This window comes from Streptomyces hyaluromycini (genome assembly GCF_002217755.1).
Classification (GTDB): domain Bacteria; phylum Actinomycetota; class Actinomycetes; order Streptomycetales; family Streptomycetaceae; genus Streptomyces; species Streptomyces hyaluromycini.
Map to the genome: position 1 here is coordinate 41,490 of NZ_BCFL01000034.1, position 21,446 is coordinate 62,935.

Below are 21,446 nucleotides of genomic sequence, written 5' to 3' on the forward strand. Positions count from 1 at the left end.
CCCCGGCACTCACAACACACCGCCACCCACCCGATCCGGCCGGCCCGCCCGATCCCGCCGGCCCGCCCGATCCCGCCGCAACGGCGATCAGCCACGACGGTGGATTCCGGCGGTGCCGGACCGGCCGGCGGGTCCCCGCGGGCCCGGTGAGGGCCGATCGCGCAGTTCCCCGCGCCCCTCAGGCCGGCCGCCCTCCCCGGCACTCACAACACACCGCCACCCACCCGATCCGGCCGGCCCACCCGATCCCGCCGGCCCGCCCGATCCCGCCGCAACGGCGATCAGCCACGACGGTGGATTCCGGCGGTGCCGGACCGGCCGGTGGGTCCCCGCGGGCCCGGTGAGGGCTGGTCGCGCGGTTCCCCGCGCCCCGCGGGTCGGCCGCCCCCCGGCACTCGCAACACACCGCCGCCCCAACCCAAAACGCCCACCTTCCAGCCGAGCGAGTCGGGTGGGAGGGTGGGCGAAGAAGGCGTAGGGGCCGCGGGCCTAGCAGCCCAGCAGGCGACCCGCGAGGTAACCCTCGATCTGGTCGAGAGACACCCGCTCCTGCTTCATCGAGTCGCGCTCGCGCACCGTGACGGCGTTGTCCTCGAGCGTGTCGAAGTCGACGGTCACGCAGTACGGCGTACCGATCTCGTCCTGGCGGCGGTAGCGGCGCCCGATCGCACCGGCGTCGTCGAACTCGATGTTCCAGTGCCCGCGCAGCGCCTGGGCGAGGCCCTTGGCCTTCGGGGACAGCTCGGGGTTGCGGGACAGCGGAAGCACCGCGACCTTGACCGGGGCCAGCCGGTGGTCCAGGCGGAGCACCGTGCGCTTCTCCATCTTGCCCTTGGCGTTGGGCGCCTCGTCCTCGACGTAGGCGTCGAGGAGGAACGCCAGCATCGCGCGGCCGACACCGGCCGCGGGCTCGATGACGTACGGCGTCCAGCGCTCCTGGGCCTCCTGGTCGTAGTAGGCCAGGTCCTGGCCGGAGGCCTTGGAGTGGGCGTTCAGGTCGTAGTCGGTGCGGTTGGCGACACCTTCCAGCTCGCCCCACTCGTTGCCGCCGAACTGGAAGCGGTACTCGATGTCAGCGGTGCGCTTGGAGTAGTGGGAGAGCTTCTCCTTCGGGTGCTCGAACCACCGCATGTTCTCCTCGCGCAGGCCCAGGCCGGTGTACCAGTTCCAGCGCTGCTCCATCCAGTACTCCTGCCACTTCTCGTCCTCGCCCGGCTTGACGAAGAACTCCATCTCCATCTGCTCGAACTCGCGGGTGCGGAAGATGAAGTTGCCGGGCGTGATCTCGTTGCGGAAGGACTTGCCCATCTGCGCGATACCGAACGGCGGCTTGCGGCGCGAAGCGACCTGCACCTGGGCGAAGTTGGTGAAGATGCCCTGCGCGGTCTCGGGGCGCAGGTAGGCGACCGAGCCGCTGTCCTGGGTCGGGCCGAGGTGGGTGGAGAGCAGGCCGGAGAACTGCTTGGGCTCGGTGAACTGGCCCTTGTTGCCGCAGTTCGGGCAGTTCACGTCCGCCAGGCCGTTCTCCGGGAGGCGACCGTGCTTGGCCTCGTAGTGCTCCTCCAGGTGGTCCGCGCGGAAGCGCTTGTGGCAGGAGGTGCACTCGGTCAGCGGGTCCGTGAAGGTGGCGACGTGACCGGAGGCCACCCAGACCTCGGGGGCCAGGATGACGGACGAGTCGATACCGACCACGTCCTCGCGCGACGTCACCATGTAGCGCCACCACTGGCGCTTCAGGTTCTCCTTGAGCTCGACACCCAGCGGTCCGTAGTCCCAAGCGGCCTTCTGGCCGCCGTAGATCTCACTGCACGGGAATACGAAGCCACGGCGCTTGCTCAGGCTGACGATGGTGTCGATCTTGTCGGCGGCCACGGTGCTCTCTTCATTACGACGACGGGCGACGAAGCGAGACGCTTCAGAGCGAATGCTTCAGGGTACCGGCGGGTCCTCCCCCTCAACCAAATCGGTTCCCTTCCAGAGGTTTGTTGACAACGGTTTCCATGTTTGTTGAAAATGACTCTCATGAACGTACGACGAGGCCTCATACCCGCGGCCGCCGCGACCACCGTCACCGCACTCGGCATAGCCACCCTCACTGCCTGCGGCGGCGACGCCACGGCGGCCCAGACCGGAAAGTTCGACGTCGTCGCGTCGTTCTACCCGATGGCCTACCTCGCCGATCAGATCGGCGGCAGCCACGTCCACGTCACCAGTCTCACCTCGCCCGGCCAGGAGCCGCACGACCTGGAGATCAGCCCCAAGCAGATCATCGGGATCGAGAAGTCCGACGCGGTCCTCTACCTCAAGAACCTCCAGCCCTCCGTCGACGACGCGGTCGCCCAGTCGTCCGTCGGGACGAAGATCGACGCCGCCGCCCTGACCACGCTGGAGAAGCACGGCAACGAGGTCGGCGGGCATGCGGCCTCGCACGACACCTCCGAGAACAAGGAGCTGTCCGGCCTCGACCCCCACATCTGGCTCGACCCGGTGCGCTACGCCCAGGTCGCCGAGGGCGTCGGCAAGGCCTTCGAGAAGGCCGACCCGGACCACGCGGCCGACTACAAGAAGAACACCTCGGCGCTGGTGAAGAAGCTGGACGCGCTCGACACCCAGTTCAAGGACGGCCTCGCGCACACGAAGTCCAAGGTCTTCATCACCACCCACGCGGCCTTCGGCTACCTCGCCGAGCGCTACGGCCTGACCGAGGAGGCCATCAACGGCCTCGACCCCGAGTCGGAGCCGAGCGCGGCCCGGGTGCGGGACCTTGAGACCATGGCCAAGGCCGACGGCGTCACCACCGTGTTCTACGAGACGCTCGTCAGCGACAAGACCGCCAAGACCATCGCCGCCGACGCCGGCCTGAAGACGGACGTCCTCGACCCGATCGAGGGCATCACGGCCAAGTCCCGCGGCAAGGACTACTTCGCGGTCCAGGAAGCCAACCTCAAGGCGCTCCAGCAGGCACTGGGCGCCAAGTGACACGCCACGTGACAGGAGACGACGAGATGAGCGGCGAGCCCGTCATAGCCCTGCGCGGCGTCACCGCCGAGCTGGGCTCGCGCCCCGTCCTGCGCGGCATCGACCTCACCGTGCACCGCGGTGAGGTGGTCGCGCTGCTCGGCGCGAACGGCTCCGGCAAGTCGACCGCGATCCGCACGATCATCGGCCAGGTGCCGGCGAGCGGCGGTGAGATCGCCCTGTTCGGCACCCCCCGCCGTACCTTCCGGGACTGGTCCCGGATCGGCTACGTCCCGCAGCGCACCACCGCGGCCGGTGGCGTGCCCGCCACCGTCACCGAGGTCGTCTCCGCCGGCCGCCTCTCCCGCACCCGCTTCGGCCTCTTCCGCAAGGCCGACCACGCGGCCGTACGGCACGCGCTCGGCCTGGTGGGCATGGCGGACCGGGCCAAGGACAGCGTGGAGGCGCTCTCCGGCGGCCAGCACCAGCGGGTGCTGATCGCCCGCGCGCTGGTCGCCGAGCCCGAGCTGCTGATCATGGACGAGCCGATGGCGGGCGTCGACCTGGCCAGCCAGGAGATCCTCGCGCAGACGCTGCGCGAGCAGGTCGAGCGGGGCATCACGGTCCTCCTCGTCCTGCACGAACTGGGCCCGCTGGAGCCGCTGATCGACCGCGCGGTGGTCCTCCGCGACGGCTGCGTCCTGCACGACGGCCCGCCCCCGCGGGCCCTCGGCCAGCATGCCCTGCCCGGCCACGACCACGTCCACCCCCACGACGAGCACACGCCACTGCGCACAGGACTGCTGAGCTGATGGACTTCCTGAACTACGCCTTCATGCAGCGGGCCCTGCTCGCCGCCGTCCTGGTCGGCATCACCGCCCCCGCCGTCGGCATCTACCTGGTCCAGCGCCGCCAGGCCCTGATGGGCGACGGCATCGGCCACGTGGCGATGACCGGCGTCGGCCTCGGCTTCCTGCTCTCGACGTCCCCCGTCTGGATGGCGACGGCGGTGTCGGTGCTGGGCGCGATCGTGATGGAACTGATCCGCTGGTACGGCCGTACCCGCGGCGACATCGCCCTCGCGATGCTCTTCTACGGCGGTATGGCCGGCGGGGTGATGCTGATCAACCTCGCGCCGGGCGGCTCCAACGCCAACCTGATGTCGTACCTCTTCGGCTCGCTGTCGACGGTGTCGGAGTCGGACGTGACCGCGATCTGCCTGCTGGCGGCCTTCGTCCTGCTCGTCACCCTCGGTCTGCGCCGGCAGCTGTTCGCGGTGAGCCAGGACGAGGAGTTCGCGCGGGTGACCGGCCTGCCGGTACGGGCCCTCAACCTGCTGACGGCGATCACGGCGGCGGTGACCGTGACGGTCGCGATGCGGGTGGTGGGCCTGCTGCTGGTCTCCGCGCTCATGGTCGTCCCGGTGGCCGCGGCCCAGCAGCTGAGCCGCAGCTTCGCGGCCACGTTCGCGATCGCCGTCGCCATCGGTGTGACGGTGACGATCGGGGGCACGATCACGTCGTACTACCAGTACGTCCCGCCGGGCGCGACGATCGTGCTGCTGACCATCGCCGCGTTCATCGCGCTGAGCGTGCTGGCCACCCCGCTGGCCCGCCGACGCGCCCGCGCGGCCGCCGCGCGACGGCCCGCCGGAGATCCGGCGGAGTGCGCGATTCCGGCCACCAGGGGGGCAGCGGACGAGGTCGGCGTCTGACCGCCCTCAGCCCGAGCTGGCACAATGGCCCGGCAGAAGCAGTGATGTGAGGAGGCAACCGGTGACGACCGCTGGACCGCCCGTGAAGGGCCGCTCGACCCGCCAGCGGGCAGCCGTGGCGGCGGCCCTGGACGAGGTCGAGGAGTTCCGCAGCGCGCAGGAACTGCACGACATGCTCAAGCACAAGGGCGACTCGGTCGGCCTGACCACGGTCTACCGCACGCTCCAGAACCTCGCCGACGCCGGTGAGGTCGACGTCCTGCGCACCTCCGAGGGCGAGTCGGTGTACCGACGCTGCTCCACCGGCGAACACCACCACCACCTGGTCTGCCGCGTGTGCGGCAAGGCGGTGGAGGTGGAGGGGCCGGCGGTGGAGAAGTGGGCGGAGGCCATCGCGGCCGAGCACGGGTACGTGAACGTGGCGCACACCGTGGAGATCTTCGGTACCTGCGCGGACTGCGCCGCGGGCTGAGCCGACTTTCGGCCGCGGGCCCGGTGGGGGCTGATCGCGCCCACGCGGCGGAGCCGCAAATCAAACACAGCCCCGCGCCCCTTACGGCGCGCTGCAGTCGCGTCAGCCACATAGCTGCGGGCAGGCGTGCCGCAGGGCGGCACGGGTGGGCGCTGGGGGTCCCCCCGGCCGAAGGCTGGGGGAGGCACCCTGCCAGCGCCGGTGAGCGTCCCCACCCCTGACCCAACCCCCGGTCAGCTTCTGCCGAAGCAGCGCTCCAGTTCGTTCAGGTCGTAGAACTTGCTCCCCTTCTTGATCGGGTGGCAGCCCGCCTTGAAGGCGATCTCCTTCTCGTTGTAGAGCATCCGCACCAGGTAGTCGTCGCCCTTCTTGAAGACGTCCCACTGGATGTTGGAGGCGAGGGAGGCGACCTCGGCGCCGCGCCACGGGTTGTTCGCGTACGTGTACGCCTCGCCCGGCGTCGCCGCCTTCCCGCTGCCCGGCAGCTGCATCAGCGCGGCCAGCGGAATGATCTCCTCGGCGTGGGTGAAGCGGAGCTCCGCGCCCAGCGTGCTGGTGCCGTCCCGCTTGGCCTCGGCCTGCTCGAAGAAGTCGTCGAGGAGGACGCCCGCCATCTTGTACGTGATGTCGCTGTCCGAGAAGCTCGGGCCCTTCTCGTAGAAGTCCTCGGCGTCGCTGAGGTAGCCGAACCAGGCCGCGTCGCGCGGGGCGATGTAGCGGTCGAAGTCCCAGCCCCTGCCGTCCGGGCTCTCCTCGCTCATGGCGGGCGCGATGGCGTAGAGGTTGTAGACGGCGGTGGCGGCGGTGATGTCGTCGGCGGTCGAGGAGAACTCGCCGTCGACGATGCGCTGCACGAACGCCGGCTTGAAGATCCTGCCGAGCACCCGGGCAGCGGCCCGGTGCGAGGCCGGCTGGTCGGTGACCGCCTTCAGGGTCGAGGCGAGGCGCTCGTCGCTCGCCAGCCACTTCTGGTAGTCGGCGCCGCCGGCCGACTTGTGGAAGTAGAGGAGGTTCTTGTCGACGCGCGCGGTGCCGAAGGAGGACTTCAGCGCCGGGTCGGCGTCGGTGAGGGCGGTGGAGAAGACCGTACCGCTGTCGACCGCGCGGCCCTGGCCGGAGCTGACGACGTCGATCTTCTCGCCGTTCGCGGCGATGGCGGAGAAGAGGGACGGCAGGCGCTTCTCCAGGCGGACCGCCGTCGCGCGGAGTTCGTCCTTGCCGCGGCCGCTGAGGTTGCCGTACCCGATCGCGCTCATGGCCGCTTCGAGTGCCTGTACGTCAGGGCCGAACTTCTTGCCCAGCGCGGTGAGTTGGCCGTCGGCCTCGGCCTGGTTCCAGAGCGCGAGGACGATGTCGCCGTCCTCGCCGTCCGTCGCGGAACGGGAACCGTGCCGGGAGACGTTCTCGGTGAAGACGGCGGTGTAACCGGCGGGCGGCTGCTGGTAGGTGCGCGGGTTCTGCCCGGGGGAGTACACGGCCTTGGTGCCGTAGCTGTCACGGTGGGCGAGCCCGGTGTCCGTGGCATGCGCGGGCAGCGCGGTGAGGAGCAGTGCGCCGAAGGTCAGGACGGGGATGACGCGCTTCATGAGGACCGTTCCAGAGGCGGGAGACCGGGGGTGTGGCCAGGGATGGATCTTCCGCATCCTCGACGGCCCTCGTGAACGGCGCGTGACCGTCAGATGCCGGAGGGGTTCTCCTCCGTGCGGCCCTCCATGGCCAGCAGCTCCTCGTTGGGGATGGCGCCGCCGAACCGCCGGTCGCGGGAGGCGTATTCGAGGCACGCCCGCCACAGGTCGCGGCGGTCGAAGTCGGGCCACAGGACGTCCTGGAAGACCAGCTCGGCGTAAGCGCTCTGCCAGAGCAGGTAGTTGGAGGTGCGCTGCTCGCCGCTGGGCCGCAGGAACATGTCCACGTCCGGCATGTCCCCGTAGTACAGGTGCTTCTGGATGGTCTTCTCGCTGATCTTCGACGGGTCGAGCCGGCCCGCCCTGACCTCCTCGGCGATCGCCTGCACCGCGTCGGCGATCTCGGCCCGGCCGCCGTAGTTCATGCAGAAGTACAGGGTGAGCAGGTCGTTGCCCTTGGTCTGCTCCTGGGCGACCAGGAGTTCCTTGGCGACCGACTTCCACATCCTGGGCATCCGGCCCGCCCAGCGCACCCGGATGCCGAGTTCGTCGAGCTGGTCGCGGGTCTTGCGGATGAAGTCGCGGTTGAAGTTCATCAGGAAGCGGACCTCTTCGGGCGAGCGCTTCCAGTTCTCGGTGGAGAAGGCGTAGAGCGAGATGTTGCGGACGCCGATCTCGATGGAGCCCTGGAGGACGTCGAGGACGCGCTCGGCGCCGACCTTGTGGCCCTCGGTGCGCGGCAGCCCGCGGTCCTTCGCCCAGCGGCCGTTGCCGTCCATGACGATGGCGACGTGGTTCGGGACCAGCTCGCCCGGGAGCTTCGGCGGGCGGGCACCGGACGGGTGCGGCTCCGGCGTCCTGTACTCGCGGCGCTGGCGCCCCAGGATCCCGCGTACGACCATGTGCTTCTCGTCTCCCTCTGGCTTTTCTCTACTGGCTTTTCTCTACTTAGCTTTTCTCTACGTACCTGAGCGAGCGCAGTCCGCGCTCCAGATGCCAGTGCAGATAGGCGGACACCAGCCCGCTGCCCTCCCGGACGTACCGTGCCTCGGCCGTGTCCGCGGTCTCCCAGTCTCCCGTAAGCAGCGCGCCGAGCAGAACCAGGGTCTGCGGCGAGGGTACGACGCTGCCGGGCACCCGGCAGTCGACGCAGACGGTGCCGCCGGAGCCGACCGAGAAGAAGCGGTTCGGGCCGGGCATGCCGCACTTGGCGCAGGCGTCGAAGCTGGGCGCGTAGCCGTTGACGGCGAGGGAGCGCAGCAGGAAGGCGTCGAGCACGAGATGCGGGGCGTGCTCGCCCCGGGCAAGGGTCCTGAGCGCCCCCACCAGCAGCAGGTACTGCTGCACCGCGGGCTCGCCCTCGTGGTCCGTGAACCGCTCGGCGGTCTCCAGCATGGCCGTGCCGGCGGTGTACCGCGCGTAGTCGGTGACGATCCCGCCGCCGTACGGCGCGATGGTCTCGCTCTGCGTGCACAGCGGCAGCCCGCGCCCGACCAGCTCGCTCCCGCGGGCGAAGAACTGCACGTCGACGTGGGAGAACGGCTCCAGCCGGGCCCCGAACTTCGACTTGGTCCGCCGCACCCCACGGGCCACGGCCCGCACCCGGCCGTGTCCGCGGGTGAGCATCGTGATGATGCGGTCCGCTTCACCCAGCTTCTGGGTGCGCAGCACGATGCCGTCGTCGCGGAACAGGCTCATGGCCCCATTCTGCCCTGCCGGCGGCAGGGGCCGTCGGGCAAGGGAGGCAAGGGCACCTTCAGGGGGCCTCGCCGCGGCTGCGGGCGTTGGCGTGGGCGGTGGCCGCGCCGAGCCGTTCGGCCTGGGTGGCGACGCGTACGGCGTCCGGGTGCGCGTCCCACTCCCGTCCTCCGCCGTACGGCCGCAACTGCACGTAGGGGCCCTCGTGGCCCATGACGATGCCCAGCCGTCCGGTACGGGTGTCGACGGCACAGGAGCCGATGGGGAGGTTCATCGCGTTCACCTCACCTGGCTCCCCCGCCCCTGGGAATTTCACGCTTCGCATCACCGATGTGGCGCTGCGTGCCTAGACTCGGCCGGAGTCTGTCCCGGGGCCCCGGTATCCGGGGAGGCCCCTGCCCGGCTACATCAGGCCCGCCCCCGCGAGGTACTTCGCCACGCACTCCGTCTCCTCCTGCGACAGCGGCACCTGGGGCTCGGCGGTGGCCGGGCAGTCGATCACCCCGCGCAGGTGCAGCGCCGCCTTGAACGCGCCCAGCGCCGCCGAGCCGCCGCCCATCCGGGCCGGGTTCCCGACGCCGGTCATCCGGAAGAGCCCGCACAGCCGCTCCTGTTCCGCCCGCGCCCGCTCCCAGTCGCCCGCGCGGCAGAGGCGGTGGAGGCGGACGTAGCCGTCCGGGTCGACGTTGGCGAGGCCCGGTACCGCCCCGTCGGCGCCCAGCGCGAGGGCCGAGTCGACGGTCAGCTCGGAACCCGTCAGCGCGCTGAAGCCGGACAGGCCCCTGCTGCCCGTGACGACCTCGCGGAAGCCCGCCAGGTCGCCGCTGGAGTCCTTCAGCCCGGCCAGCACCCCGTCGCCGGCCAGCTCCAGGACAAGGCCGGCGGGGAGCTTGGTGTGGACGGCGACCGGGATGTCGTAGGCGATCACCGGGACCGGCGACCGGCCGGCGACCAGGCGGAAGTGGCGGGCGATCTCGGCGGGGTGGGTGCGGGTGTAGAAGGGGGCGGTGACGACGACCGCGTCCGCACCGGCCGCGGCGACGGACGCGACGTGGTCCAGGACCCGGGGGGTCGTCATGTCGATGACGCCCGCCAGGACCGGGAGCCGGCCGGCCACGTGGGAGACCACCGTCTCCGTGACCAGCCTGCGCTGCCGGTCCGTCAGGAAGGCCGCCTCCGATGTCGAGCCGAGCACGAACAGGCCGTCCACCCCGGCCGCCGTCAGATGGTCGACGAGCCTGCGCAGGGAGGGGACGTCCACCTCGCGGTCCGGTGTCAGGGGCGTGCAGACGGGCGGTACGACACCGGACACCGTCTTTTGCCCGTTCCCCTCCGGGGCGCCGGAAGCCGGAGCGCGCCCCTTCGGCTCACGGGTGTGGGGGGTGGGAAGCGTCATCTGGTCTCCCTGGGCGGGCTGTGGCTCGGCTGGTCCTCCTCCAACGGATGGTGACAGCGGTAGCGGTGACCGGGGCGTGACGCGGCCGTGAAGTCAGGCATGCGGACGGCACACTCGTCGTCCGCCCGCCAGCAGCGGGTGCGGAACGGGCACCCGGACGGCGGCCGGGTCGCCGAGGGGACCGGACCGGTGAGCGGGATGGGGTCGATCGGGTTCAGCAGGCCCGGGGTGGCCGAGAACAGGGCCCGGGTGTACGGGTGCAGGGCGTGGCCGGTGACGTCGGCGGCCGGGGTGTCCTCGACGATCCGGCCCAGGTACATGGTGATCACCCGGTCGCTCATCCGCCGTACCGTCTGGATGTCGTGGGAGACGAAGACCAGGGCCAGGCCCAGGCGTTCGCGCAGGTCGAGGAGGAGGTTGAGGATCTGGGCGCGGACCGAGACGTCCAGCGCGCTGGTCGGTTCGTCCGCCACCACCAGGCCGGGGTCCAGGGCGAGAGCCCGGGCGATCGCGACGCGCTGCCGCTGGCCGCCGGAGAGCTGCCCGGGGAGGGCCTCGGCGAGGGCCCGCGGCAGCCCGACCAGGCTCATCAACTCCCTTACCCGGTCCTCCCGTTCGGCCTTCGTGCCGCGCTCGTGGACGTCCAGCGGGTCGCGGAGGATACGGCGTACCGGCAGCCGGCGGTTGAGGGCCGTCGACGGGTCCTGGAAGACCATGCCGGTGCTCGCGCCGACGGCCGACCGGCGTTCGCCCGGTGTCATCGACCACAGGTCCCGGCCGTGGAAGGTGACCGTGCCGGCGGTCGGCCGCTCGATGCCCACCAGCACCTTCGCCAGCGTCGACTTCCCGCACCCCGACTCGCCGACCACCCCGACCGTCTCGCCGGGTGCCACGGTGAGGTCGGCGCCGGTCAGCGCGTACACCCGGTCCCGGCCGAACAGGCCTCCGCCGCGGGCCCGGTGGACCACGTGGACGCCGGACAGCCGCACCGCGCTCATGTCACCGCCTCCGTGCTCGCCGTCAGGTCGACGGCGGGGTGGTGGCAGGCCGCGGTGTGGACGGGGCCGCCGACGAGGGCCGGTGGTGTCGTACGGCAGATCTCGCTCGCCGCCGGGCAGCGGTCGCTGAAGCGGCAGCCCGCCGGGAAGTCGGCGGGGGACGGCACCACGCCCCTGATCTGGGTGAGCCGCTCGGCCCCGGACTCCAGGGACAGCACGCTGCCGAGCAGGCCGCGCGTGTAGTGGTGGGTGGGGGCGGCGACCAGCTCCGCGGTGACGCCGGTCTCGACGATCTGGCCGCCGTACATCACCACCACCCGGTCGGTGACGTCCGCGACCAGGGCGAGGTCGTGGGAGACGAGGATCAGCGCGAAGCCGAGTTCCTCGCGGAGGCGGAGGAGGAGTTCCATCACCTGGGCCTGGACGGTGACGTCGAGGGCGGTGGTCGGTTCGTCGGCGATGATCAGGCGGGGGTCGCGGGAGAGTGCCATCGCGATGAGGACGCGCTGGCGCTGGCCGCCGGAGAGTTCGTGGGGGTAGGCGGGGAGCGTGCGGGTGGGGTCGAGGCCGACGAGGGTGAGGAGCTCGGCGGGGGGCCGGTGGCCGCCGCGCCGTGTGAGTTGCCTGAGCTGGGCGTTGACCGTCATGGAGGGGTTCAGGGAGGACAGGGCGTCCTGGTAGACCATCGCGAGTTCGTGGCCGAGGAGGCGGCGGTGGGGGGTGGTCAGGTCGACGGGCGGGTGCGGGTGGGTGGGGGTTGCTCGCGCCCGCGCGGCGGTAGCCGCATATTCGGTACAGCCCCGCGCCCCTGAGGGGGCGCTCCAGTCCCGTCGGTCGAAAAGGATCTCGCCTGTCACCCTCGCCGCCTTCGGCTGCAAACCCATGATCGTCAGGGCCGTCAGGGACTTGCCGCAGCCCGACTCCCCCACCAGGCCCAGGACTTCGCCCGCGTGCACGTCGAAGCTGATGCCGTTCACGATGTTCACGCCCCGGTGGCGGTCCGGGAAGGCGATCGTGAGGTTCTCCACGGACAGGACCGGCGGGCCCTCCCGGGAGGGCAGGGGCCGGGCACGCCGTCGCAGCCGGTCGGCCGCCTCGGTCAAGGACGGCAGCTCCAGGGCCTCCCCCGGCTCAAGTACCTCCGCAGGCTCCGTCGGCTCCACCTCCCTGCCCGCCGGTGACGCCCACGCGTCCGAGACGCCCTCGGAGAGGATGTTCAGGGAGAGGACCGTGAGGAGGATCAGCAGGCCGGGGAAGAGGGTGGCCCACCAGCCGCCCGTCAGGACCATGTTCTTGCCGTCCGCGATGACGCTGCCCCAGGACGGGTCGGGGGGCCGTACGCCGGCGCCGATGAAGGACAGGGACGCCTCGAAGACGATGGCCTCGGCGACCTGGACCGTGCAGAAGACCAGGACGGGGGCGAGGCAGTTGACCGCCACGTGGCGGACGACGATGTGCGGGGTTCGGGCGCCGATCACGCGCTCCGCGGTGACGTAGTCCTCGCCGTACTGGTCGAGGACGTTGGCCCGGACCACCCTGGCCACCGGAGGGGTGAACAGGAAGGCGATCGCGCAGATCAGGACCGTGATGCCGCCGCCGAAGACGGCCACGAGGACGGCGGCCAGGGCGATGCCGGGGAACGCCATCACCACGTCCAGGCAGCGCATCAGGGTCTCGTCGACGGCCTTGCGGGAGGTGGCCGCGAGGGCGCCGAGCAGGGCGCCGGCGACCAGGGCGAGGCCGGTCGCGCCGAGGCCGATCGCGAGGGACCAGCGGGCGCCGTACATCAGCCGGCTGAGGATGTCCCGGCCGAGGCTGTCCTGGCCCATCCAGTGGCCGGCGGAGGGGTGGCCGGTGCCGTCGGCGGGGGCCTGCTGCGCGAGGGGGTCGTCGGGGGCGAGAAGGGGGGCGAGGGCGGCCACCAGGACGACCACGGTCAGGAAGGCGAGGGCCGCCTTCGACGGCGGCGACAGCCTGCGCAGGCGTACGCCGGGGCGGGCCAGGGCCGCGGAGAGTGCGGCGCGGGTGGTCGGCGTCATGCGGCCTCCCTCAGGCGCGGGTTGACCAGCAGACAGAGGATGTCGATGACGAGGTTGACGACGACGAAGCCGGTCGCGGTGGTGAGGACGACGCCCTGGACCACGGCGGGGTCGCCGTTCTGCACGGCGTCGATCATCAGCTTGCCCATGCCGGGCAGGGCGAAGACGGTCTCGATGACGACGGCGCCGCCGAGGAGATAGCCGACGCGCAGGCCGAGCACGGTCAGGGGGTTCACGAGCGCGTTGCGGAGCACGTTGCGGCCGACCACGACACGGGGCGGCAGGCCGCTGCCGATCGCGGTGCGGACGTAGTCCTTGTCGAGTTCCTCGACCACCGAGGTGCGGACGATCCGGGTGAGCTGGGCGGCCACCGGGAGGGAGAGCGCGAGGGCGGGCAGGGCCATGGTCCGCAGCCAGCCGGTGACGGAGTCCTCGGGGTTGATGTAGCCGCCGGACGGGAACCAGCCCCGGTCGACGGCCAGGTACTGGATCATCAGCAGCGCCAGCCAGAAGGCGGGGGCGGCGACCCCGACCAGGGAGAGGACACGGATGACCTGGTCGGCGGCCCGGTCCCGGTGGATGGCCCCGGTGACGCCTGCGGCCAGCGCCAGGACGACGGCGATGCCGAGGCCGAGGAAGGTCAGCTGGAGGGTGAGCGGCAGGGCGGTGAGGACCTGGTCGAGGACCGGGGTGCGGGTGAGGGCGCTGGTGCCGAGGTCGCCGTGGAGCAGGCCGCCGACGAAGCGGACGTAGCGCAGGGGCAGCGGGTCGAGGAGGCCGCCTCGCTCCCGGAAGTCGTGGAGTTGCTGCGGGGTGGGGTTGGCGCCCTGGAAGAACGCGGATGCCGGGTCGACGTCGGAGAAGCGCATCACCAGGAACACGAACAGGGCGATGCCGAGCAGCAGCGGCACCAGCAGGGCGGTGCGGCGCAGCAGGATGCGCAGGACGGCGGTCATGCCGTCAGGCCCACTGGGCGGTGAGGACGTTGATGCCGGGGTAGGGCTGGGCCCTTATGCCGGTGAGCCTGCGCGGGTCCCAGGCGGTGATCAGCTCGTTGTGGACGACCGGGTAGAGGACGGCCTGTTCGGCGACGACGTCGATGTAGTCCTGGATCATCGTCGTCTTCCTGTCCGGGTCCGGTTCGCGGGTGGCCGCGTCCATGTCCTTGAAGAGCTGCTTCGCGACAGCGTTGTCCGACCAGCGCGCGTAGCCCGTCCAGAGGTTCTCGGGGCCGTAGTTGTAGTGCATGATCAGGTCGGCGTCGAGGCCGAACTGGTTGGGGTTCGAGACGGCGGCGACGACCTGGTAGTCCTGTTTCTGGTCCATCTTGGTGAACACGGCCGTGGTCTCCTGGGGGGACAGGGTCGTGGTGACGCCGATCGCGTCCCAGGACGACTTGATGGTGGGCAGGCAGTCGACGAGCCAGCTCACGTTGACGGCGAGGATGTTCACGCGCAGGCCGCTGACTCCGGCGGCCTTCAGCAGGGCCTGTGCCTTCGCCGGGTCGTGGTCGTAGACCGTCTTCGCGGGCCGGTAGGCGGGGTTGGTCTCGTTCAGGAACGAACTCGCGGGTTTTCCGTGGCCCTTGAGGGCGACCTCGACGATCTTCGCCTTGTCGATGGCGTAGTGCAGGGCCTGGCGGACCCGGACGTCGTCGAAGGGTCTGTGCCGGGTGTTGAACATCAGGAACGCGTTGTTCATCCCGGCGCCGCCGCCGACCGAAAGGCCGCCCTGTTCGAGGCGGGGGATGTTGGCGTACGGGATGTTGTCGGAGATCTGGGCGCCGGCGTCGCCCCCGGAGATCCTGGCCACGCGCGAGGCCGCGTCGACGATCGTCAGCCAGTTCATCTTCCGGAAGGCGGGCCTGCGGGGGCCGTTGTAGCGGTCGTAGGCGGCGAAGGTGGTGTTCGACTTCGGGTGGTGCCCGGTCTGCCGGTACGGTCCCGAGCCGATCGCCAGTCCCCTGACCGCGTCGTCCCAGGCGCCGGGCCGGGAGAACACGTGCGCCGGCATGATCTTGGCGAGGGTGAGGCGGGCGACGCCGTCCGGGAAGGGGAACCTCAGCACCAGCTCGACGGTCCGGGCGTCGACCTTGCGGGCCTCCTTGAGCCAGCTCGCGAAGAAGCCCTGGGCGAGGGTCTGGGTGCCCGGATCGAGGATCCGGTCGAAGACGAAGACCACGTCGTCGGCGGTGACCGGCCTGCCGTCGTGGAAGGTGGCGCCCGGGCGCAGGGTGAACCGCCAGGTGGTGGCGTTCGCGTCGGCGGGCAGCCGGGTCGCCAGCGCCGGGTAGGGGGCGCGGGTGATCGGGTCGGTGTCGGCCAGGCCCTCGTAGAGGTGGTTGTTGGCGGCCATCGCGAACGCGGACGCCGTCTGGGTGGGGTCCCAGCTGCCGTCGTTGCCGTAGCCGATCACGGCCGTGAGGGTGCGGTCGGAGCCGTCGCCGCCGAGGTCGATCGTGGACCTGGGGCCGCACGCCGTCAGGGACGGCAGGGCGGCCGCCGCGCCCAGCGCACCGGTGTGTTTCAGGAACGTCCTGCGGGCGTGGGTCGCCTCGTCGCGCAACGGTACCTCCAGCGTGGGGTCTGGAAAGGAGACGTCGGACGTCCTGTGTTAGCGCGACCATAAGAGGGGGTTCGGGGGCGGTCAAGGCAAGGCGCGCGAATGGCGTAAACCGTCAGAGGTGGGACCAATGACACCGCGAAGGCGAGGCCATGGCGCCGTGCACGCGCGGGAGTTGGCGCCGGCCGCTCGGGCTGCGGCCGGCGCCGGGGTGCTACGCGGGAGCCGTCAGCTGGGCGGCCACCGAGGCGCCGTCCAGCCACACGTTCTCCCGGGAGATCCGGCCGTCGCGGAACTCGAAGACGTGCAGGATCCGGAAGGCGATCCGGCGGCCGCCGCCCGGAATCCCCAGGAAGGAGCCCGGGACGGTGCCCGTCATCACGTTCTCCATCGTGACGGCATCGTCGGAGTAGTAGGTGCGGGTCCGCTCCTCGCTCTCGGCGCGGAAGTCCTTGCACAGCTGCCGGTAGAAGTCGAGCGCCGCCGGGATGCCGTGCTTCGGACCGTTCGGGTCGCCGACGACGTCGTGCTCGATGTCGTCGGTGTAGACGGCGACCGAACCCTCCGGATCACCGCGTTCCTCGGCGCTCATGTGCGCCTGGATCAGCGCTTCCATGTCGGCGGGTGTCATGGAGCCCATGGTCGGGAGCCCCCTCTCTCGTCACGCCGCGCGCTCCTCGCAGAGCCCGCGACCCCCGTAATGAGACAGTGCTACCGTAATGAGAGAAGTTTCTCACGACAAGAGGGGACTCTCATCATGGAGGGGAGTGCCGGGAGCGCGGGGGGCGCGCGGGACGGCAGGCGCAACCAGAAGCTGCGCACCCGCCGGGCGCTCGTCGACGCGGCCGCCGAACTGCTCCGCGAGGGACGCGCCGTCACCATCGCGGACGTGGCCGAGGCCGCCCGGGTCTCACCCGCCACCGCCTACCGCTACTTCTCCAGCCCCCAGGAGCTGATCCGGGAGACCCGCACCCTGCTGCGCACCCCGGACGTCACCGCGGACCTGCCCGCCGATCCCGCCGGGCGCGTGGACACGGTGGTCTCACGGGTCGCCGACATGCAGCTGGCGAACGAGCCGGCGTGGCGGGCGATGCTCGGCGCGAGCCTGGAGCGGTACGTCCGGCAGAGCGACGGGCAGGAGGAGCCCTTCCCCACCCGCAGCCGCAACCGCCTCGACCTCTCCCGCACCGCCCTGGACCCCCTCGCCGCGACCCTCCCGCCGGCCGCACTGCGCCGGCTGACCATGGCGCTCACCCTGGTCTACGGCGTGGAGGCACTGGTCTCGACCCGTGACGTCTGCGACCTGGAGCCGGAGGAGGCGAAGGACGTCATGCGCTGGGCGGCCCGGGCCCTGCTCGACACGGCGCTGCGCGAGGAGACGGAGAACTGAGCGGGTCCAGCGAAGTCCTCTGCGGTACGGCAGCGCCCCCAAAGGGGCGCGGGGCCGTATCCATATGCGGCTCCGCCGCGCGGGCGCGACCAGCCACGACGGCGCAGCAGACGGCACATCGCGGCACTTCCAGCGGAGCGCTTGGCTTCGCGCCAGCCCCGCGCCAGCCCCGCGCCGGCCGCGCGCCGTCAGGCGATGCCGCCGTTCGCGAAGAGGACCTGGCCGTTGACCCAGTGGCCCGGGCCGGCCAGGAAGGCGACGGTCTCGGCGATGTCCGCGGGGGTGCCCAGGCGCTCCAGCGGGGCCTGCGCCGCCAGCCGCCGCACCGTCGCCTCGTCCTTGCCGTCGAGGAACAGCGGGGTGGCCGTGGGGCCGGGCGCGACCGCGTTGACGGTGACGTCACGGCCGCGCAGCTCGCGGGCGAGGACGAGGGTCATCGCCTCGACGGCCCCCTTGCTCGCGGCGTAGGCGGCGTAACCGGGGGCGGCCAGCCGGGTCACGGAGGTCGAGAAGGTGATGACCGCCCCGCCGGCCCGGACCCGGCGCGCGGCCTGCTGGGCGACCACGAAGGTGCCGCGGATGTTGGTGCGGTGCATCCGGTCGAGCTCGTCGAGGCCGAACTCCGCGACCGGCCCGAGGGTCATCACCCCGGCCGTGTGGACGACCACGTCGAGGCCGCCGAACTCCTTCTCGACCCTGTCGAACGCCTCGGCCATCGCGGTCTCGTCGGCGACGTCGCCCCGCACGGCGACGGCGCGCCCGCCGGCCCGCTCGACCGCGGCCACGGTCTCCTGCGCGGCCTCGGCGTTGCCGGCGTAGTGGACGCCGATCGCCGTACCGTCGGCGGCCAGCCGCTCGGCGACGGCGCGGCCGATGCCGCCGGACGCTCCGGTGACCAGTGCGACGCGGGTGTCCTGAGTGACCTGGGACATCGTGATTCCACCTCTCCGGGAGGAGCAGTTAATGAACGCTGAGTCCATATAAGCACGTTGTGGACGCACCGTCCATATGTCACAGTGAGTGGTCGTCGGACACGGTCGGGAGGCAGCACGGTGGAGCAGCGGACGGAAGGGACGCCGGTACGGCGGGGGCGCGGGCGGCGGCCCGCGGACGAGGTGCGGGCCGACGTGCTCACCGCCGCCGGGGCCCTGCTCCTGCGGGACGGCATGGCGGCCTTCACCATCGAGCGGGTCGCCCAGGAGGCCGGGGTCAGCAAGACGACCATCCACAAGTGGTGGTCCTCGCGCGGCACGCTCGCGCTCGACGGGTACTTCCACGCCGTCGAGTCCACCCTCGCCTTCCCCGACACCGGCGACATCGGGGCCGATCTGACGGCCCAGCTCCGCGCCTTCGTCCGGCTGCTCACCGGGACGCCGGCCGGGCCGGTCATCGCCGGGCTCGTCGGCCAGGCCCAGACCGACCCCGACCTTTCCGCCGCCCTGCGGCAGCGCTACTCCGGCCCCCGGCGCGAGCTGGCCGTGGCGGCGATGCGGCGGGCCCAGGACCGCGGCCAGCTGCGCGCCGACGCCGACCCCCAGACCCTGGTCGACCAGCTCTGGGGGGCCTGCTACCACCGCCTGCTGCTGCCCGGCGAACCCCTCACCGAGGACTTCGCGGACCGGCTGGTCACCAACCTGCTGCACGGGGCCGGCACCGGCTGAGCCGCAGACTAGGGCAGGGTCTTCTCGTACGACGCGTCCTGGTCGGAGTCGTAGACGAGCTTGCCCGTGGTGTCGTAGCCCTTCAGGTGCGGGGCCGCGGTGACCTGCTTGGTCAGGGTGCCGGTGGCGACGAACCAGCCGTGGTCGAGGACCACCTCGCCCGCGCCGCCGCCGTAGGAGACCGTCATCGTGGCCACCGAGGCACGGTAGCCGCCGATGATCCCCCAGCGGAACGGCAGTTTCCAGCTGCCCTTGTCGATGACCGACTGCTGGTACAGCTTGCCGCTGTTGATGTCCGGGACCACCGGCGTCTTCGCGTCGCCGAAGGGGTCGCCGCTGCTGGTGTTCAGACCGGCGGCCGCGCCGTCCTTGACGGTGCAGATGAGCCGGGTCGGCACCGGCTTCTCCCGCACCGCGACCACGAAGTAGCCGTCGCCGGGGGCGTTGGAGTCCCCGGTGCTCCGCATCGCCAGGATGATCCGGTAGTCGGCCGGCTTGCCCAGGTCGGTGTAGGTCGGGTCCTTGGGGAGGCGGTTCGCCTTGTTGTAGTCGAGGCACTTGCCGAGTCCGTCGGCGGCCTGGTCGAAGGTGATCCCGTCCAGCAACTGGTGCGCCGCGGACGCCGGGCTCGCCGGAGCCGTCGGGGTGCCTGACGGGGTCGAGGCCGACGAGGCGGCCGGGGCCGACGGGGTCCCGGACGGCGCCGGGGCCGACGCGGTGGCCGGACCGGTCGGTGCCGGGCGCTTGCTGGCCGGCACGGTGGGGCTGGGCCCGGCCGGGCTCGTCGTGGTGCTGCCGCCGCCCAGCGCGTACGCGCCGACCGGCACCGCCGCCAGCGCCGCCAGCGCCGCCCCGCCCACGGCCAGGCGCCGCCGCCGCCGCTCCAGTACGCCCCGCCGCCGGATCTCCGGGTACGGCACCGGTGACGGCCGGACCAGGGACGCGTCCCCCGCCAGCAGCGCCCGTACCCGGGCCTCGAACTCCGGCTCGGTCGCCCCGGCCTGCTTCTCCCCGCTCACCTGCTGCCTCCCTGCGCGGGCGCCGCATGGCTCATGGCCTGTGCGAGCCCCGGAACCGTACGCAACTTCGCCAGGCCCTTGGAGGCCTGGCTCTTGACCGTGCCCGGGGAGCAGCCGAGCACCTCGGCGACCTCGCCCTCGGACAGGTCCTCCCAGTACCGCAGCACCACCACCGCGCGCTGCCTCGGCGGCAGCCCGGCCAGGGCCGCGAGCAGCGTGCCGCGCTCGTCGGCCCGGGACACGGCGTCGTCGCACCCCGCGCGCTCCGGCGGCGCGGCGGTCAGCGACTCGGTGACCCGGCGCTTGCGGAACCGGTCGCTGTTGCAGCTGACCAGCATGCGGCGGACGTACGCCTCCGGATGGTCGGTCCGGGAGACGCGCCGCCAGGACCGGTAGGCCTTCGCCAGCGCGGTCTGCGTCAGGTCCTCCGCGTGGTGCGGGTCACCGGTGAGCAGATAGGCGGTCCGCACCAGATGCGACCACCGTGCTCTGACGAATTCCTGGAACTGGGCCTCTAGTTCGGCCTGCATCAGCCACCCCCTCGCCCTCCAGACCACCGGACCCCCGGATTCGGTTGCCCGGCGGGCGGCGGCGGTCCGCTCAGGGGGCCGGGACGCGGCGGAACTCGATCGTGTCGTACGCCGTCCTCGTGCCGGTCTCGTACAGCACGCCGACCGTGTTCCTGTCCACCTGGACCAGGTCGGAGTAGGCGGCCTTCCGGGCGGACAGGGTGCGGAGCCTTTCGAAGGTGATGCCCTGGTCCGTGCTGGTCCACAGGGCCATGGCCTTGCGGGCCGTCGGGACCGAGGGGGCGGAGAAGAGCAACGGGGCTTCGGCGCCCTGCAGTTGGAGGACCGAGCCCTCGACGACAGGGACCCTGGCGAGGGTCGGCTGGACGGTGTAGGCGGCGTCCAGGGTCTCGCCGCCGTCGCTCGACCAGGCCTCCAGGCGGTTGCCGGGGCTGAGGCCGTTCTGGTCGCGGGCGTTGAAGTAGAGGCGGCCGTCGGGGAGTTGGGCGGCGGTGGTCTCGTTGGCGTTGTCGTGGCCGGTGTAGGAGTCGTCGACGAAGCCGAGGTGCCAGCCGAGGCCGCCGTTGTCGCTGTAGATCGCGTGGCCGCCGTAGTACCTGGCCTCCCGGCCGGTGTCGTCGGAGCCGGCGCGCGGGGCGGCGGAGTGGTCGGCGGCGACGACCAGGCGGCCGCGGTGCGGTCCCCGGGTGAGCGCGACGGCGTGCCCGGGGCCGGTGGCGTACCAGCGCCAGCCGGAAGGTTTCACCTGGGCGGTGATCTCGTGCGGGCGGGTGAAGTGGCGTCCGTCGTCGCAGCTGCGCTGCACGTACACCCGGCGGCTCTGCGCCTCGGTGACCTGGCCGCGCATGATCTGCGCCTCGCTCACCGAGCCGTCGTTGTAGGAGGTCACCAGGACGACCTGGCCGCTCCTCGGGTCCACCACCGGCGCCGGGTTGCCGCGGGTGTCCCCGTTGCCGTCGGCCACCACCTGGAGCGGGCTCCAGGTGCAGCCGCCGTCGGCGGAACGTCTCAGCACGACGTCGATGTCACCGCTGTCCCCGGTGGTGGTGTGCCGGCCCTCGGCGAAGGCGAGCAGGGTGCCGTGCGTGCTGCGCACGACGGCCGGGATCCGGAACTGGGCGTAGCCGCCCTCACCGGAGACATACGGCACGGAGGACTCGCACCCGGTGGCCGCCCGGGCCCTGGGCTCGACCGTGAACGCCCCGAGCAGCAGGGCGGCGGCGAGGGAGATCCGGCTCGCACGGGTGACAGGAGACACATGGCTCACTCCTCCATGGTTCTCCCGTCCACCCCCCTCGCATGCCCATAACGCCCAAACGGGTATAAAGGTTTGGCGCGCCGTCAGCTCGGACAGGACCGGCGCGACCCGGACGCCGGGGCTCAG

At 71.7% G+C, this 21,446-nt stretch carries 21 protein-coding genes; 6 read left to right on the plus strand and 15 right to left on the minus strand.

Going from position 1 to position 21,446, the window contains the following annotated elements; genetic code table 11:
- Positions 1-489 precede the first annotated feature (489 nt).
- On the minus strand, positions 490-1,872 hold the full coding sequence (locus SSP29_RS44750) for a glycine--tRNA ligase (RefSeq protein WP_089106730.1): 1,383 nt from the start codon (positions 1,870-1,872) through the stop codon (positions 490-492).
- A 150-nt stretch (positions 1,873-2,022) separates the two neighbouring features.
- Here SSP29_RS44750 and SSP29_RS44755 point away from each other — a divergent pair, with 150 nt between their 5' ends.
- From SSP29_RS44755 to SSP29_RS44770, 4 genes are all read left to right on the plus strand, one after another.
- Positions 2,023-2,979, plus strand: coding sequence for a metal ABC transporter substrate-binding protein (locus tag SSP29_RS44755; RefSeq protein ID WP_089106731.1), 957 nt, complete (start codon positions 2,023-2,025; stop codon positions 2,977-2,979).
- 26 nt (positions 2,980-3,005) lie between these two features.
- Positions 3,006-3,770 (plus strand): metal ABC transporter ATP-binding protein, encoded by a 765-nt coding sequence (locus SSP29_RS44760; RefSeq protein ID WP_089106732.1) that lies wholly within the window; start codon positions 3,006-3,008, stop codon positions 3,768-3,770.
- A complete protein-coding gene (locus tag SSP29_RS44765) occupies positions 3,770-4,672 on the plus strand; it encodes a metal ABC transporter permease (protein ID WP_089106733.1) in 903 nt (300 codons plus the stop codon). Before SSP29_RS44760 ends, SSP29_RS44765 begins: the two co-directional genes overlap by 1 nt.
- A 61-nt stretch (positions 4,673-4,733) precedes the next feature.
- Positions 4,734-5,144: a Fur family transcriptional regulator gene (locus SSP29_RS44770; protein ID WP_089106734.1), complete on the plus strand. Its 411-nt coding sequence runs from the start codon at positions 4,734-4,736 to the stop codon at positions 5,142-5,144.
- Positions 5,145-5,377: 233 nt separating this feature from the next.
- Here the strand turns inward: SSP29_RS44770 and SSP29_RS44775 are convergent, their stop codons facing one another.
- The 10 genes from SSP29_RS44775 to SSP29_RS44820 form a co-directional block, all read right to left on the minus strand.
- Positions 5,378-6,730 (minus strand): histidine-type phosphatase, encoded by a 1,353-nt coding sequence (locus SSP29_RS44775; protein WP_089106735.1) that lies wholly within the window; start codon positions 6,728-6,730, stop codon positions 5,378-5,380.
- 89 nt (positions 6,731-6,819) lie between these two features.
- Entirely contained in the window at positions 6,820-7,671 is an 852-nt protein-coding gene (locus SSP29_RS44780) for an isoprenyl transferase (RefSeq protein WP_089106736.1), read from the minus strand.
- 46 nt (positions 7,672-7,717) lie between these two features.
- Complete coding sequence (gene recO, locus SSP29_RS44785) at positions 7,718-8,467, minus strand: DNA repair protein RecO (RefSeq protein ID WP_089106737.1); 750 nt, start codon at positions 8,465-8,467, stop codon at positions 7,718-7,720.
- A gap of 58 nt (positions 8,468-8,525) precedes the next feature.
- Positions 8,526-8,741: a hypothetical protein gene (locus SSP29_RS44790; protein ID WP_089106840.1), complete on the minus strand. Its 216-nt coding sequence runs from the start codon at positions 8,739-8,741 to the stop codon at positions 8,526-8,528.
- A gap of 129 nt (positions 8,742-8,870) precedes the next feature.
- The gene (locus SSP29_RS44795) at positions 8,871-9,863 is read right to left on the minus strand and encodes a dihydrodipicolinate synthase family protein (protein WP_089106738.1); all 993 of its coding nucleotides are present in this window, start codon (positions 9,861-9,863) and stop codon (positions 8,871-8,873) included.
- Positions 9,860-10,861, minus strand: a complete 1,002-nt coding sequence (locus tag SSP29_RS44800) for an oligopeptide/dipeptide ABC transporter ATP-binding protein (protein WP_089106739.1) — start codon at positions 10,859-10,861, stop codon at positions 9,860-9,862. Before SSP29_RS44800 ends, SSP29_RS44795 begins: the two co-directional genes overlap by 4 nt.
- Positions 10,858-12,900 (minus strand): dipeptide/oligopeptide/nickel ABC transporter permease/ATP-binding protein, encoded by a 2,043-nt coding sequence (locus SSP29_RS44805; protein WP_089106740.1) that lies wholly within the window; start codon positions 12,898-12,900, stop codon positions 10,858-10,860. The genes SSP29_RS44800 and SSP29_RS44805 overlap by 4 nt, the downstream gene beginning before the upstream one ends.
- Positions 12,897-13,856 carry an ABC transporter permease gene (locus tag SSP29_RS44810; RefSeq protein ID WP_089106741.1) on the minus strand — a complete coding sequence of 320 codons (960 nt, stop codon included), beginning with the start codon at positions 13,854-13,856 and terminating at the stop codon, positions 12,897-12,899. The genes SSP29_RS44805 and SSP29_RS44810 overlap by 4 nt, the downstream gene beginning before the upstream one ends.
- A 4-nt stretch (positions 13,857-13,860) precedes the next feature.
- Entirely contained in the window at positions 13,861-15,465 is a 1,605-nt protein-coding gene (locus SSP29_RS44815) for an ABC transporter substrate-binding protein (RefSeq protein ID WP_150136155.1), read from the minus strand.
- A gap of 211 nt (positions 15,466-15,676) precedes the next feature.
- The gene (locus SSP29_RS44820) at positions 15,677-16,093 is read right to left on the minus strand and encodes a nuclear transport factor 2 family protein (protein ID WP_245883535.1); all 417 of its coding nucleotides are present in this window, start codon (positions 16,091-16,093) and stop codon (positions 15,677-15,679) included.
- Positions 16,094-16,219: 126 nt separating this feature from the next.
- Here SSP29_RS44820 and SSP29_RS44825 point away from each other — a divergent pair, with 126 nt between their 5' ends.
- Positions 16,220-16,852: a TetR/AcrR family transcriptional regulator gene (locus tag SSP29_RS44825; protein WP_089106744.1), complete on the plus strand. Its 633-nt coding sequence runs from the start codon at positions 16,220-16,222 to the stop codon at positions 16,850-16,852.
- A 188-nt stretch (positions 16,853-17,040) separates the two neighbouring features.
- Here SSP29_RS44825 and SSP29_RS44830 read toward each other — a convergent pair whose 3' ends face one another.
- Entirely contained in the window at positions 17,041-17,784 is a 744-nt protein-coding gene (locus SSP29_RS44830; RefSeq protein WP_089106745.1) for an SDR family oxidoreductase, read from the minus strand.
- A gap of 120 nt (positions 17,785-17,904) precedes the next feature.
- On the opposite strand from SSP29_RS44830, the gene SSP29_RS44835 reads away from it, so the two are divergent.
- Positions 17,905-18,513 (plus strand): TetR/AcrR family transcriptional regulator, encoded by a 609-nt coding sequence (locus SSP29_RS44835; protein ID WP_089106746.1) that lies wholly within the window; start codon positions 17,905-17,907, stop codon positions 18,511-18,513.
- Between the two features lie 8 nt (positions 18,514-18,521).
- Here the strand turns inward: SSP29_RS44835 and SSP29_RS44840 are convergent, their stop codons facing one another.
- The 3 genes from SSP29_RS44840 to SSP29_RS44850 all read right to left on the minus strand — a co-directional run bounded on the left by SSP29_RS44840 (position 18,522) and on the right by SSP29_RS44850 (position 21,320).
- On the minus strand, positions 18,522-19,532 hold the full coding sequence (locus tag SSP29_RS44840; RefSeq protein WP_089106747.1) for a hypothetical protein: 1,011 nt from the start codon (positions 19,530-19,532) through the stop codon (positions 18,522-18,524).
- On the minus strand, positions 19,529-20,062 hold the full coding sequence (locus SSP29_RS44845; protein WP_089106748.1) for a SigE family RNA polymerase sigma factor: 534 nt from the start codon (positions 20,060-20,062) through the stop codon (positions 19,529-19,531). The genes SSP29_RS44840 and SSP29_RS44845 overlap by 4 nt, the downstream gene beginning before the upstream one ends.
- A gap of 70 nt (positions 20,063-20,132) precedes the next feature.
- Positions 20,133-21,320: a sialidase family protein gene (locus SSP29_RS44850; protein WP_174856060.1), complete on the minus strand. Its 1,188-nt coding sequence runs from the start codon at positions 21,318-21,320 to the stop codon at positions 20,133-20,135.
- Positions 21,321-21,446: the final 126 nt, after the last annotated feature.